This is a genomic window from Aquimarina aquimarini, assembly GCF_900299535.1.
In the GTDB taxonomy this organism is placed as follows: domain Bacteria; phylum Bacteroidota; class Bacteroidia; order Flavobacteriales; family Flavobacteriaceae; genus Aquimarina; species Aquimarina aquimarini.
In genome coordinates this window covers 34974-50372 of sequence record NZ_OMKE01000015.1, presented here as the reverse complement: position 1 = coordinate 50372, position 15399 = coordinate 34974, and the positions used below count along the sequence as shown (strand labels likewise).

Annotated in this window: 10 protein-coding genes; 6 read left to right on the top strand and 4 right to left on the bottom strand. The window is 31.9% G+C overall.

The features are described 5' to 3' along the window. Positions 1–302 precede the first annotated feature (302 nt). The 4 genes from DG508_RS08950 to DG508_RS08935 form a co-directional block, all read right to left on the bottom strand. A complete protein-coding gene (locus DG508_RS08950; protein WP_108867818.1) occupies positions 303–1004 on the bottom strand; it encodes a hypothetical protein in 702 nt (233 codons plus the stop codon). A 261-nt stretch (positions 1005–1265) separates the two neighbouring features. Further along, a complete protein-coding gene (locus tag DG508_RS08945; protein WP_108867817.1) occupies positions 1266–3407 on the bottom strand; it encodes a T9SS type A sorting domain-containing protein in 2142 nt (713 codons plus the stop codon). Between the two features lie 175 nt (positions 3408–3582). Beyond that, a complete protein-coding gene (locus DG508_RS08940; protein ID WP_159090775.1) occupies positions 3583–4974 on the bottom strand; it encodes an HmuY family protein in 1392 nt (463 codons plus the stop codon). Positions 4975–5017: 43 nt separating this feature from the next. Then, on the bottom strand, positions 5018–7162 hold the full coding sequence (locus tag DG508_RS08935) for a TonB-dependent receptor plug domain-containing protein (RefSeq protein ID WP_108867815.1): 2145 nt from the start codon (positions 7160–7162) through the stop codon (positions 5018–5020). A gap of 81 nt (positions 7163–7243) precedes the next feature. Here DG508_RS08935 and DG508_RS08930 point away from each other — a divergent pair, with 81 nt between their 5' ends. From DG508_RS08930 to DG508_RS08905, 6 genes are all read left to right on the top strand, one after another. Beyond that, positions 7244–8158 (top strand): DUF6607 family protein, encoded by a 915-nt coding sequence (locus tag DG508_RS08930; protein ID WP_108867814.1) that lies wholly within the window; start codon positions 7244–7246, stop codon positions 8156–8158. A 262-nt stretch (positions 8159–8420) separates the two neighbouring features. Then, positions 8421–9914: an ankyrin repeat domain-containing protein gene (locus DG508_RS08925; protein WP_108867813.1), complete on the top strand. Its 1494-nt coding sequence runs from the start codon at positions 8421–8423 to the stop codon at positions 9912–9914. A 1-nt stretch (position 9915) separates the two neighbouring features. Then, a complete protein-coding gene (locus tag DG508_RS08920) occupies positions 9916–10410 on the top strand; it encodes a DUF2271 domain-containing protein (protein ID WP_103863619.1) in 495 nt (164 codons plus the stop codon). Positions 10411–10849: 439 nt separating this feature from the next. After that, positions 10850–13342: a TonB-dependent receptor gene (locus DG508_RS08915; protein WP_108867812.1), complete on the top strand. Its 2493-nt coding sequence runs from the start codon at positions 10850–10852 to the stop codon at positions 13340–13342. Between the two features lie 55 nt (positions 13343–13397). Continuing rightward, a complete protein-coding gene (locus tag DG508_RS08910; RefSeq protein WP_108867811.1) occupies positions 13398–14891 on the top strand; it encodes an ankyrin repeat domain-containing protein in 1494 nt (497 codons plus the stop codon). A 5-nt stretch (positions 14892–14896) separates the two neighbouring features. Next, entirely contained in the window at positions 14897–15394 is a 498-nt protein-coding gene (locus DG508_RS08905; RefSeq protein WP_108867810.1) for a DUF2271 domain-containing protein, read from the top strand. The last annotated feature ends 5 nt before the right edge of the window (positions 15395–15399 follow it).

The window sequence follows — 15399 nt, the reverse complement described above, 5'->3', positions numbered from 1 at the left end:
TCACATTCTATGATTTTGTTATAAATTAACCTATTGTGTATTTTGATATTTTTTAACTCTAAATTCATCAAGGAATGCTTGGGCTTTAGGAACACTATGCTCATACAGGATATTACTGAAAATGAAAATACGACAGCAAGTAGGGTTAAAAATAGTTCAAAATAAGAGAACTGCATTTTTGAAATAGCCAGTGACACCCAAGAATATTTGCAACGACCAGAGCAATTCCCATACAAACAATAAATCAGACCAGTTTAGTCAACACTGCATTCATGGCCGATCGTACCGAATGCTTAGTTATTCTATTCATAATATTCAAATTTATTAATAGATAACAATTGAAGTTTTTTACTTTCTCGAAAAATAAAAGCACATTTTATTAGATTATCTTTTTTATCTTTTTTAACTATATACTCAATTACATATTCTTCTTGAGATATTTTATCTTTAAATTTTGTGCTTACAACTTCTTCGTTAATATCTAATTCAGTTACAGTTGATTCAGAAAAGACAATAGAATCATTTTCTATATATGAATATTCAGTACTTATTTCTCGAAAATTATTGTTAAGTTTTGTGTGAGATTTCAGAATTAGTTCTTTTTGTTTATTAACTAAATCATAACTATAATTATATTTATCAATCCAAGTATAATAACCTGTATTGATTATTTCTCCTAATAAATCTCTTGAAGTGGTCTTACTTTTTTTTCCGTTTTTAAATTCAATACTTGTAATAATCTCATCAGATAGATTTTTAGAAGTTGAATGATAATGTATTTCTACAATATTCCCTTTTTTATTGAATTTCATTGTCTTTTTTGAGAATAGTTTATCTTCTTTTATAACCCATAATTCATTTTTCTTTTCCAAATCTCTATAATTCAAAACTACAATATTTTTTACTTTTCCTTTAAATCCATATTCTTTCAAATCCGTAATAGTTTTCACTGAATTACAAGAAGTTAGAAGTATGAAAATAAATAGCATTTTGATATTATTCATCGTTTTTTAATTAAGCACAACGTCGTAGTAAACTCAGCCTTAGCGTTGTTGATTAAATCGTTTGTGCAGCGCTAGCGAAAGCAAACAATTTGATCAATGGAGTTTACGGAGTGCTATGTTTAGTTTGTTTTTCCAAAGCTAAGTAATTTTCCGCTTCCATCTAGTGGGACAAACAAACGGTGTTTCAAAAAACGCTCCATATTCAAGAAATATGGAGCGTTTGCATTAATACTTTTAGTAAAAAGTAATTCTCATCTAGAACTATTTCTTTACAAGTTTTCCATGCCTAGATATACCATTTTCAATAATCTCATATACATATAAGCCTTTTGGATATCTGGCTGGAATATCCCATGAAATTGTTTGCTTACCTGCTCTAATTCTTTGTGTAAATACTTTTTCACCTTTGCCAGATACTTTTGAATATATGTATATTTCAACTTCTGTATCTGCTATATAATCTGTTTCTAAATACACAGTCCCTCGAGTTGGATTAGGGTATAATTTTGGTTTTGATATTAACTTCTTTTCTTCATGATTTTTTATACTAACCGATGAATTTATTAACCTTCCTTGAGAAGAGCTTCTTATTTTTATATAGCCTGTCTCGTGCTTTTGATGATTTGACCAAACTATTCGTTTAGCATAAACTGGTATATCCCAACTAATAATTTTTTGCATTTGATCAGGTGGTATAGTATAATCTTTATTCGTTGATCTGGAAGAAGAGAAATGAACAGGTTCTCCTCCTTCTACAACTACAAACCATTTATATTGGTAAGTGTATGGCCCAGTACCTCCTGTTGGAACACTCCCAATAATTTTTGAAACTCCATCAAAAACAAATGAATTGTTTTCTATCTTATTTAAAAAGATATGAGTCCTTGACTCTTTAATTCCCGAAGTTACATGCCTTATAATCATCAATTCTTGTCCATTTCTAGCAGCATTTAGAAAAAATTCTGGAATAACCCAATCTTTATTAGTTCCTTGATCAAAACGATCTTCAAATGCCTCTCCGTTTATTTCAATTACGGTTGTATATACATATCTATAACTATTATTACCTCCTGTTGGAACACTTCCTATTATTTTAGAAACCCCATTAAAAACTATTGTATTGTTTCTTATTTCTGGTAATAAATTAACTGTTATTTTTACCGTATTACTGGTATTTAGTCTCCCTCCTGAACGTACAATCCTTCTATAGAATGTTGTTTTTACCAATATTCCTGGAGAATAATTTTTTGAAGTTGCTCCTGAAATAACAGACCAGTTTCCTGTGGTTTTCTTCTGCCAAGTATATCTATACCTTCCGCTTCCTCCTGCTGGAGTACTTCCAATAATAGTAGATGGAGCTTCACCTTCATCAATCGTTTGATCAGATGAAATACTATTAGTCGTTATGGGTGGAGCAAGAATCACTGTAACAGTAATCGTATTACTAGTACTAGAAATACCACCTGAAGTAACAATTCGTTGATATTTTGTTGTTGTGGTCAATGCTGGAGGCGAATAATTTCTTGATGTTGCACCCGAAATATTAGCCCAATTACCAGAAGTTTTCTTTTTCCATTGATACCTAAAACTTCCTGTACCTCCTGATGGAGTAGTTCCTGATAGCGCATTAGGAGTATCCTCTGAATAAATACTCTGATTTCCTGAAATAGAATTATTCGTTATTGGTGGAGCATTAATCACCGTAACAGTAATCGTATTACTAGTACTAGAAATACTGCCAGAAGTAACGATTCGTTGATATCTTGTTGTTGTGGTCAATGCTGGAGGCGAATAATTTCTTGATGTTGCACCCGAAACATTGGTCCAACTACCAGAAGTTTTCTTTTTCCATTGATACCTAAAACTCCCCGTACCTCCTGATGGAGTCGTTCCTGATAACGCATTAGGAATATCTCCTGAATAAATGCTCTGATTTCCTGAAATAGAATTATTCGTTATACTAGAAACTGCTATATTGACTCTCCATTCACGACTTTTATATTTTATTCCACTGCTACTTTCTACTTCTGCATATAATACACCTCCATTTGTACTAAAATCACTACTTTGTAATGTAATATCTTTTGAAACTATATGAGAGGTGTGCCAACAACCACTACAAATACTCTGCCTATCAATAGAACGAGGACTTGCCGATGATCCTTTTGCATAAATCCGTAATGTAGAATTTCCAACTACCATATTATTTGGCTTGGTTAAATCCACATTAAATCTTATCCTTTGATTTCCTCCTTGTTCTATCTCAATAGGATCTCCCCAATTTATAAAACTCCCAGAAACATATTCCATATTGGTAATCCTAACTGTAACTTGACTATGACTTTGTAAACCCCATAGGAGAATCAAGTACGCTATACATAATTTTATTGTAAATATTTTCATTTTGTGTGTAGTTTATATTTATTTAGACTAAATATAAATAATAGTAATATACTAGTAAAAACATTAAGCATTATTTAACTTATATATACATGTAATAAAAAAACGCTTCATATCTATTGAATATGAAGCGTTTGCATTAACACTTTTTATTGGCTATAAAAATCAAAAAAACATATTATTGTAATAGAGTATATTCAAATTGAGGATATCCTCTAACACCACTTTCATTGGTGAAAGCAGTAAATCTAATTTTATATAAGTTTCCATCTGTATCTTTAAGTACAAAGAATCTATCGGTGAGAAGACCTGTACCTCCAAGTAAATCTCTCCAATTACTACCAATACCTCTTTGATCTGCTATAAACTTATCATTATCGATATTTGCCAAAGCAAAATCCTCGTATGTAAATTCTGTAGTTTTTACCATATAAGAATTTGCACCACCAAGAAGGTCTGTTGTTATAAAATCACTAAATCCATATGCTCCTGTTACTCCTGGTTGAAAACTAATAATATTTGTAAATACTGTAAAATTAAGATCCCATTTATCTTTCATAGGCTCTACATCTACAATAGATTTGGTATTAAAACTAAAGAATGTAAAATTATATTCACTCTTCTTAGGTATCTTTATTTCTTCAAAAGTAGTCGCATCTACATCAGCATGCTGTAAAATATAACCATCACCATCTCTTAGTATTCGTATTTTTTTCCAACCTCTCAATTCGCCACTTATATCAACTCTTCCTACTTTTGGTTCCTTTGTTGATACTTCATAACCTAATTTCAAAAGGTATACTTTATTCTCCTCTACTTTTGCTGAAACCTCTGCAATTACTGTTTTTGTAATATCTCCCGTTGGATCATCAAAATATTGCGCTGTATTTGGTGCGCTTGTTATTATCAAATCTTTTAAGGCGGTTACATCTGCTTCTCTAACAGTAGTAATATCTGTAGCATCTAGCTGAGCTGCCCCCATATATATTGCGCCATTGATTTTTACCCTAAACTCGCTACCGCTATAGAATCCAAGATCCCACTGATCTCTTTTTATGGTACTTTGTGTTTGCGAGCTTAAGTCTATATATACTTGATTGGGTTCATTATGTCCTCCAACTTCTGGAGCAATTACTCCTCCAATAGCAGGGGCTTCTGTAAAACTTACAGCTATATCAGTATTACCACTAATCAAACCATTGGCTATACTTACTTTTTCTATAGAAAATGATACGGCTTTAGTTATCCCTTCTATAGGGTTTCTTAATTTATTCAAAGTAAAAACAGCTCCTTTATCACCTTGTTTAAAATTAACAGTCAATGATCCTGTTTCTCCTGAAGGCACTGTGGTAAAATCTGCATTTGCTCCATATACTGCTTTATTTGCAGTATATTTTATAGTTAACGTTCCTGCTTCTAGTGCAGTACTTGAAAAAACAATCTTTATCTCTTTGTTTTCATCTGTGGTCGAAAAACTAACCGAGGGGTTCTCAAATGCTACAGCAAACTCTTGTGTTACTGTTGCATCATCATCGCTACTACATCCTGTTATGATAAAAAGTAGTAACATGGTTTTGATAAAAAATAAATTCTTATTCATTTTGGTGTGATAATTAAAATTTAAGGTTATAAACTAGTTTTAAAAAATAGGACCTTCCATAACCAAGTAATATGGTTGATGGGGGCCCAGAATGTGCTCCACCTGCTGTAGCAGTGGTATTCACCCGGGTAATATCTAATAGGTTACGGGCTCCAAGAGTTAATTGTATTTTTCTATCTAAAAAATCTTTGCGTATAGATGCATCCAGCCAACTAAATCCATCTTGTTTTCCTCTTACGAGTACAGCTTCATCATTTTCGTTTTGTCGCTCTACAAATTGTTGTCTGGGGCCATTATATTTATAAAATGCAGAGAATACCATCCCTATAGGTTTTGCAAAATAGGATACATTGGCATTCAATCGCATGGCATACAAGTAGTCATCATTATGTAACACTCTACTATCCAACACTTTTGACTCTCCCGACAAACCAATTCCTATATTAGCATTCAGGTTTTTATAATTCAGGCTGTTATTTAAAAAAGCGCCAACAGTTTTATATGAATCAATATTGATGTATTTAAATTGTAATGGGGCTTCGTTTATAACACTTAGTTCTATTCTGTCTGATAAATCCAAATAGTTAAGCGTTAATTTACTCAACATTTTAAGGTTGCTATCACCTGTCAAATCAAAGCTTTTCTTCAAATGCAAAAAAATCGATGCTCCTTGTTCTGGTACTAGATCTTCATTTCCTCTTATATCATGATTAGCATCTACAAAATAGGTGTACAGCTCTGCATAACTTGGTAACCTAGGCGCAGACCCTACAACTCCTCTTAATTCTAGTCCATTTGCAAAACTATAACGAGTGCTTAATGATACTGCCGCTTGAGCATTGAATGCAGAAGAAGCGAGTAGTCTTGCTCCTGGTCTAATAGAAAATTTATCATTGACATGAATTTCTGCAGAACCAAATACATCATAAGAACCTAATTCTCTTTTTATATTTTCTCCATTAAAAGTTCCCGCAGAACTAGAAGCATATCCATCAATATGATTTACCTCATATCCTAACTGAAAATCAAAGCTTTCTTTTTGTAAAAAATTGCTAAAATTACCTTTGGAATAAAGTACTTTTCTGGATTCGTATTCAAATTTTTCTATATCAAATTTTTGTCTTGACTTAATTCGATATCTAAACGTTTCTACATTTCTTTTCTGCTGTTGATAGGATAACGAAACATCATAGTTAAAGCTCGTTTTCCATTTTCCTAAAAAGTTAAGGTGATGATAAAAACGTTCTGAGGTAAAGGTAGCATCATTACCTACTGGATCACTGGTTTGTGTAGAAGGATTATAGTTTGGGTTTACCACTTGAGAAAACCGATTGATATTCTCATCAAAATATTCAAACTTGTAAAAGCTTCTAAATCCGTTTTCACCTCTATAATTTACTAATGCCTTAGCTGTATTTTGTAGTTTAGGTAACCACAAATACCCTCTTTTATCATCATTCAACTCATGATTTTTACCCTCTCTATCATCCCAAAATCCAGCAAAATCATTTCTTGTATACAATGCATTGGCATACCATCTGTCTGAGATATTATGCCCTACTCGTAGAGATTGAATATGTCTTCCTTTATCAAAAAAACCATATTCTTTTTCTACCGTCTCTTCTTGTATATAGGGGCTTATTTCCCATGTGTACTTTCCGTACTTTTTGGTGATAATATTAATCACTCCCGAAATTGCATTGGCACCATATTGTACACCCATAGAGCCTTCTACAATCTCTATTTGTTCGATATCATCCAGATTTAATTGCGTTAAATCTGTGTTATTACCCAAACCTTCATCATTAATTACAGGAATATTATCTATGAGTATTTTAAAATACCTACCATCCAACCCAAAAAGTTGAACCGATGATTTTCCTGTAGACCCATTGGGTATAATACTAATGTTTAATGACTGGTTTAATACATCAGCAAGGTTGTTTGCTGCTTGTTGTTCTATCTGTGCTCTACCAATTACCTTTACTTCAAAAACTGACTTGTTTATGGATTGTGGAGAATACTGACCTGTTACAATTACTTCCTCTAACTCTTCTGTCTTAACAGAGTCCTTTTTTACTTCATTCTCTTGGGCTGATATAAAACTGAAATAAAAAAGCAGAAAATAAAATAAAAAAGTATTTCTATTTAGATTCATTCTTAATAAATTTGCAACAAATATATATCTTATTTTAATTCAATCTAAATAAGAGTTGATAATTTTATTAAATATTCAAAAATGAGACGATTTACACTTTCATCGCTTTTATTACTAGCATTTGTATCTACTACAATAACAGCTCAGAATAAAAAAAAGCAAGATCAAAATGCCATAAAGAAAATGTGTGGCTGTTATGAGGTAACTTTCAATTTTGCCGAGACTTTTCAGTATAGCAATGATTCTCTTTACAAACCTTCAAAAACAAAAAGTGATAAAGCTTTAGAATGGGCTCAATTGGTTGAAGACGGTAAGGATAAGATTTCTATTCAACATTTACTACAAGTAGGTTCCCCATCAAAACCATATATAGTAAAACACTGGAGACAGGATTGGGTATACCAAAACACAAACTTTTACATGTTTAATGGTAATAATTCATGGAAATATGAGAGCAAGCCAGATACTGATGTAAAAGGACAATGGACACAAAAGGTATATCAAGTTGATGATAGCCCTCGATATGAAGGTTCTGCTACTTGGGTACATGTAGATGGTAAAAGTTTCTGGGAGAACAGAACAGATGCTCCATTACCAAGAAGAGAATATACCAAAAGAAGTGATTACAACATTACAGTAAGAGGAAACAGACACGAGATCACTGATAATGGATGGGTTCATGATCAAGATAATGACAAAGTAATACGCGAAGAGGGGAAGCCTGATGTTGTTCTAGCAAAAGAAAAAGGATATAATACTTATGTAAAAGTTGATGATAGTAAATGTAAAGCTGCAGCAGATTGGTGGAAAAAAAATAATGCCAAATGGGCTTTAGTTCGTACTAAATGGGAAAAGGTTTATGGTAGAAATACAGACCTTTCTCTTGAGGCAAAAGTAGATAATAAAGCATTATACAAGCATTTATTTTCTGATAAATATACCGAAGAGAAAGACATTAATAAGGTTATAGAATCTTTTGTAATTCAAAAACCATAATACAGCTACCTAAATAACAATCAATTACAACCGCTGTAACTTTTGTAGCTATAATTTTGATGTCTAATCAAGTTATTTTCTTAAGAAAACACAAAAGAAAATCTAGCAAGATGATTCTTTATACAGATGTATCTTATAGCAACCGTTGTATGTAGAGAAAGGTAAAAATATGGTACTTTTACTCACTAAGTGAGATTTTAATTCTCTGAAGTAGTTTATTTATAATAGTAAAAGTATCACATAAATTTTTTAAGTCAGAAAAATGAAAATAATAAAAATAACAGTTGCTTTGGTTTTATTTGTAAACCTTTTACAAGCGCAAACAGAAAATATCTTCTTGACAAGAGAATTCTGGAAAACCAGCCCCTCAATAGAAACTGTTGAGCAAAAAATTGCAGAAGGCCATAATGCAACAATCCTAAATTCTTATGGATTTGATGCTGTTGTATATGCATTATTAGGTAAAGCACCGAATGCTACAATAAAACATTTACTTTCAAAAAAAGGAAATGAGGTCAACAAACTTACGCATGATAAAAGAACTTATGTTTTTTGGGCAGCCTATGCAAATAATGTAGAAATGATGAAGCACCTGATTGCGAATAAGGCCAGAATGGATATGAAAGATGCTCATAATTTCTCTGTACTAACTTTTGCTGCTGCTACAGGGCAAACCAATAAAGAGATTTATGATCTATGCATCAAAAATGGTATTGATATACAAAAAGATGTTGATGAAGATGGTGCAAACGCATTACTTTTACTGATTCCACATGTAAAAGATTTTGCGCTTATTGATTACTTTACCTCAAAAGGTTTGGACTTATTAAGTACAGATAAACATGAAAATGGAGTTTTTAATTACGTAGCACGCTCAGGAAATACAGAAATCCTCGATAAATTAATAAAAAAAGGTGTCCCCTATAAAACTCTGAATAAAAAAGGAGAAAACGCCATGATCTTTGCCAGTCAGGGAACAAGAAAAGGTCCTAATCCTTTAAGTTTTTTCAAGTACTTAGAAAAATTAGGAATCCAACCCAATATCACTACCAAAGAAGGGGTTACTCCTTTACATTCTTTGGCTTACTCAAACAAAGATGTTGCTGTATTTAACTATTTTATTGATAAAGGTGTAGATGCCAGCAAAAAAGATGATAAAGGAAATACAGCTTTATTAAATGCATCATATGAAAATACATTAGAGGTTATAAAACTACTAGCTAGTACAACCAATGCAATAAATGGTACTGACAAAAACGGGCGTTCTGCATTAACCAATGCTATTGAATATAATACTACCGATGTGGTTGAATTTTTAATTGCTCAAAAAGCTGATGTTGCCGTTACTGATACCAAAGGAAATACGCTTTCTAAACATGTAATAGCATCCTACAATCCTAAAGAAGCTGATAAATTCAAAAAGAAGGTAGCCTTGCTAACCAACAACGGGTTTGACATGACCCAGCCTCAAAAAGATGGAAATACATTATACCATCTAGCCATAGAAAAAAAGAATTTGGAGTTATTAAAGCTTATTAAGAAATATACTATTGACATCAATGCCAAAAATAATGAAGGAATCACTGTATTACATAAAGCAGCGATGACAGCAAAAAACAATACAATACTAGAATATCTTTTATCTATTGGTGCTGATAAAAACATCAAAACTGGTTTTGAAGAGTCTGTATTTGATTTGGCAAGTGAAAATGAAGTATTAAAGACAAATAATGTTGATCTAAATTTCTTAAAGTAAAATGAAAAAATCCTTAATATTTAAATTGTTTCCAATACTTGTACTAACCCTTTTTACTGTATTTGGATTCAAAAGCACAACAGATAGTAGCTCGTATAAGTGCATGATACAAATGACCAATTATACAGGCGAAGGAGCTTATGTTGTTATTTCTTTGATGAATCCAGACGGAAACTATGAGAAAACATTATATATCCTGGGTGATGATGAAGAATGGTATCACGACATCGCTAGTTGGTGGAGTTTTTATGGTAAAAAACGTTCAAACATTGATGCAATCACAGGGGCAACATTAAGTGGTGGTGAACGAAGCATTAGTATTATTAAAATTGATAATGATAAAATTGATGCTGGATATAAAATTCGCTTTGAAACAGCTGTAGAAGATAAAGAATACTACAAAGACGATATCGAATTTGAACTTACATCTGAAACGGTAAAAAGTAAAGTAGATGGTAAAGGATATATACGCTATATTCGTATGATGCCACAGTAAAATAGCTTAGAAACAATACAACTAACTAAATAATCATCTCGATCTGAAGATATAGTCAATATAAAGTGACTATATCTTCTTTTTTTACACAAACTTCTTGCTATTTGTACTAAAAAGAAATCAGAAGTTACTACACCTATGATTCCCCTCTTATTAAGGCCAATAAAAAATTTCTTTTATCGGATCATCTTAACACTAAAACAAACACCAAGCAACTTATTTCCAACAAAATAAGAAGACAACCACAGCATCTTTACTTCTCATTTATACAGCTTATAAATCAATACTTCTTTATACAAGAGTAATTCCCCTATTATTTTACACTTTAACAGTAAAAAAAGTACTAATAAAACATCTTGTTATAAAATAAAACATAATTTTGTTGTTTTAATTTAATCTAAATAAAAATAATAATTCAACAAATCAACAATTAAACAAAATGAAAATTATAAATACTGTAATTATTTGTGCATGCTTTATGCTTACAATGGTTGTAAATGCACAAAATAATAACTCAACAATAAAAGGAACGGTTTCTGACGAAAAAGGAAAAAGTGTAGAAAGTGCAACCATACAAATAAAAGAAGCTGATAAAGGAACCATTACATCTACCATAGGGAGTTTTGTGTTATCAAATATTACTACTCAAAAAGTAACCCTGCAAATATCAAAAACTGGTCATCAAACTATATATAAAGAAGTCACCTTAACTAGTGGAGAAAACATCGTAAATATCACTTTACCATCAAAAATAGAACAACTAGGCGAGGTTACTCTAAATGGTCAAAAGATCAAAAGCCAGAATAATACAGTCGCATCTTCTAATAAACTTGGGGTCAAAGCTATTGATATGCCTAATTCTTCAGGAATCATATCTGGTAATTTGATAAAAGAACAACAAGCCTTAACGCTAGGAGAAGTAATCTCGAATGTATCAGGTGTATTTCAGTTCAATAAAGGATATGGCGGAACATCAGAAACATTTGCTGCAAGAGGAATTAGTCTTCGTTATTTAGGGTTTATGTTTAGAGATGGTACTCGTTTTGGTACTAATCAATCTTTGGGAACACCAGAGTTGCAAGCTTTTGAAAAAATAGAAATCCTTAAAGGTGGGGCCGCAATTAACTTTGGGTATATCTCACCTGGGGCTACTATAAATTATGTAACCAAAAAACCAGTGTTTGAGACTAAAGGAACTGTTTCTATGCGCGTTGGGAGTTATGATTATTACAAACCAACTGTAGATTTCAATGGATTGATCAGTGATAAGCTTGCAATACGCATAGTTTCTACTACTGATATTGCGCAAAGCTTTAGAGAAAATGTAGAATCTAAAAGAATCTTTAACTACGGAGCTTTACGATACAAAGCCTCTGAACAGAGTTATTTTGACTTTAATATTGATTATACAATAGATGAAAGACCAAGAGATTTTGGTCTGCCAATTTTTGAAAACCAGATTATCACAGGGTATGAAACTGTAGATGGTAAAGAAAAGCCAGTTTATATGCAAACAGAAGGTACACAAAGACTCTATTCTGGGATTACAAAAGATATACGAGATCGTTTTCTTGGTAGTTCTTTTAATCAAAGAAACTCTACTCAATTAAACTCAAACCTCGCTTTTCATACTAACTTAAATGAAAACTGGAACCTGAGTGTAAGTACAGGACTGTCATTTTCTGCATATGATTATCAACAAACAGGGAGTGGATTTAGAAATAAATACATACAAGAAGGAAATGACATTCAAATTATAAGAACTCTAGAAACAGCAGATTGGGAAGAAGAAACTTTTGGAGCGCAAGCTAACTTAAGAGGTAAGTTTGATTTCTTGGGGATGACAAATAATCTAAGTATTAATATTGATTATGATAATAGAACGCAACTTTCTCATAGTTTCCCTTTTGAAAGAAATTTAGATACCATTTATCTATTTAACAGAAATGCAGTTCAAAGCCCTGGCCTTAATCCAGAAAAATTTAGAACCACAAAAACAACCTTCAGAGGATTAGGAATTTCTGTACAAAACTTGGTTAATGTTACAGATAAATTCAATGTTTTAGCTTCTTTACGATTAGACAATGTAAGTGGAGCATCAAAAAACACTCATTTTCAAAATTCTGAAGATATAAAAGGTCGATTCAGAGGTAGAGCTACTTTTAGAGCAGGTGATGTGGTTATTACAGAACATGATGATATAGCTCTTACTCCTAGTGCTGGATTGGTATATAAGTTTTTTGAGCAAAACTCAATCTATGCGAGTTATACAAATTCATTCAGACCAAACACCAGAGCTTACTTGGATATAAATGATAAAGTACTAGCTCCTTATTATACAGATCAGTATGAAATAGGAACAAAAAACTCATTCTTTAATGGTAAAATAGAAACAAACCTTTCTTATTATATCATTAATGACAAAAGTTACCTTGCTGTACAAGGAGAAGATGATAGATACGAGATAGGGTCTGGAACAGAATATAAAGGACTAGAATTTGATATATCTACCACTCCTTTCAAAGGATTATTCTTAAGCGCTAATTACTCATATATTGATGCAGAGTTTGGTGCAGGAGGCTCTAGAAAAGAAGGAACAAGACCACAACAAACACCAGAACATCAGATAGGGTTTTGGTCAAAATATAAATTTGACCAAGGGATACTTAAAAATTTCTCTCTTAATGTTGGAGGACAATACACTAGTGAGCGTCTTGGTAATGACGTATTTACTCGAAGTACAGTACTACCCTATGTACAGGAATCCTACACCTTATTAAATGCTGGTGCAGCCTATGAATCTAAGAAAATAGATGTGGCTCTTAGAGTATCTAATCTATTAGATGAATTTGTATTTTTCTCTTATAGAACTGGTAGTGTAAACCCTATAGACCCAACAATGGTCTCTCTTACAACTACTCTCAAATTTTAATATATACAAAGCCCAGTTATATCAAAATTTAACTGGGCTACATAAATTATCACAAATGAAAACACAAATAATATCAATAACCGCTATTCTTGTTTTTAGCTTCTTTACCCAAGCACAAAACAAAAACATTTTTCTTCAAAGAGATTTCTGGAAAAAGAAACCTGACATAGAAACGATACAAAAGAAAATTGACGAAGGACACTCTATTTATGAATCTAACTCACATGCAATGGATGCAGTGAGTTATGCTATTTTAGAAAACAACCCTACTCCTACTATTTCTTACCTGATTGATAAAGGAATAGATGTAAACAAACTTACACATGATAAACGCACCTATATTTTCTGGGCAGGGTACAAAGGAAATCTAGAGTTGATGAAGTATCTCATTGATAAAAAAGCAAAGACAGATATCAAAGATGCACATGGCTATTCTTTAATTCAATTTATTGCTTTGGGAGGTGTAAATAATAAAGAAATTTATGATTTTTGCATACAGAATGGAAGCGATATTACAGAAAAAGATAAAAAAGGTAGAAACATCTTATTATTGTATGCCCAAAATATCAAAGGTAAAGACATGCTAGATTATTTTACAAAGAAAAATATATCTATACACAGTACTGATACTGATGGTAACGGAATTTTTAATTATGCTGCTAAAGCAAGAAATAAAGAAGCGCTAGAACTACTGATTAAACAAGGAGTTTCATATAAAGCAAATCCAAAAACAAATGAAAACGCATTTCTTTTTGCTACAAAAAGAAGACATAGAAGCACGACAAAAGTAGAAATATCATTTCTACAGTATCTAGAAAACCTAGGATTAGATCCTCTATTAGTTTCTAAAACAGGAAACTCCGCATTAAACAATATTTCATCTTCTGTAAAAAACATTGAAGTATTTAATTATTTCATTCAAAAAGGAGCAAACATAAACCAAGTTGCTCAAAACGGGAATACACCATTAATAGGAGCTAGTTTCAGAAATACAAAAGAAATTGTTTCTTTGTTGCTCAAAAAAACAAAGGATATTAATTATCAAAACAATGATGGTTACACTGCACTAACTAGAGCAATAAGAAGTAACACAGTAGACATTGTTGAATTTTTAATAAAAAATGGAGCTGATATTACATTAAAAGACAAAAAAGGATATGACATGGGATATCATCTGGTAGATGGATATAGAAGAAACATTGGTGAGTTTGCTACAAAGATGAACACATTAACGTCTAATGGGTATACTATTAACACCTTGCAAAAGGATAGCAATACATTGTTGCACCTAGCTGTCAAAAAAGGAAAGCTAGAATTAGTAAAACAATTAGTAGCATTGCAAATAGATATCAATTCCAAAAACAAAAATGGATATACCGCTTTGCACATTGCAGCTATGACTGCAAAAGAAGATGCAATCATAAAATTCTTACTAGAATCAGGAGCAGATAAAACTATTAAAACAGAATTGAATGAATCTGTTTACGATTTAGCCAAAGAAAATGAAATATTGCAACAGAAAAAAATAACCCTAACCTACCTAAATTAAACACCATGAACCGTATATATAAAACTATAACAACCATAGGGTTTGTAGCATTGATCTGTACTACTCTTGCTTTTACCTCATCAAACAATACTCATGCAACCTATAAATGTATTGTACAATTAACTAACTATTCTGGAGAAGGTGCTTATATTGCAGTATCTCTAATAAATCCTGATGGAGCATATGAAAAAACATTATATATGTTTGGAGATGATGAGGAATGGTATCCTGATTTTAAAAAATGGTGGCCCTTTTTTGAAGCTAAAAAAGAAAACATAGATGCTATCACAGGAGAATCAATAATAGGAGGTGAACGAAAAATTATAAGTTTAAAAATCGACTCTTCAAAAATAGATGCAGGGTATAAGTTACGATTTGAAACTGCTGTCGAAGATAAAGAATATTATAGTAACGACGCTGAAGTAGTATTCAACTCAGAATCCATAAAAAATAAAGTAACAGGTAACGGTTATATTCGTTACATACGAATGATCCCTAACTAAGTTTT

Coding starts and splice junctions, on each gene's coding strand:
- DG508_RS08920 (WP_103863619.1), top strand. CDS start 9,916: ATGAAAAAATCCTTAATATTTAAATTGTTTCCAATACTTGTACTAACC.
- DG508_RS08905 (WP_108867810.1), top strand. CDS start 14,897: ATGAACCGTATATATAAAACTATAACAACCATAGGGTTTGTAGCATTG.
- DG508_RS08930 (WP_108867814.1), top strand. CDS start 7,244: ATGAGACGATTTACACTTTCATCGCTTTTATTACTAGCATTTGTATCT.
- DG508_RS08940 (WP_159090775.1), bottom strand. CDS start 4,974: ATGTTACTACTTTTTATCATAACAGGATGTAGTAGCGATGATGATGCA.
- DG508_RS08950 (WP_108867818.1), bottom strand. CDS start 1,004: ATGAATAATATCAAAATGCTATTTATTTTCATACTTCTAACTTCTTGT.
- DG508_RS08945 (WP_108867817.1), bottom strand. CDS start 3,407: ATGAAAATATTTACAATAAAATTATGTATAGCGTACTTGATTCTCCTA.
- DG508_RS08915 (WP_108867812.1), top strand. CDS start 10,850: ATGAAAATTATAAATACTGTAATTATTTGTGCATGCTTTATGCTTACA.
- DG508_RS08935 (WP_108867815.1), bottom strand. CDS start 7,162: ATGAATCTAAATAGAAATACTTTTTTATTTTATTTTCTGCTTTTTTAT.
- DG508_RS08910 (WP_108867811.1), top strand. CDS start 13,398: ATGAAAACACAAATAATATCAATAACCGCTATTCTTGTTTTTAGCTTC.
- DG508_RS08925 (WP_108867813.1), top strand. CDS start 8,421: ATGAAAATAATAAAAATAACAGTTGCTTTGGTTTTATTTGTAAACCTT.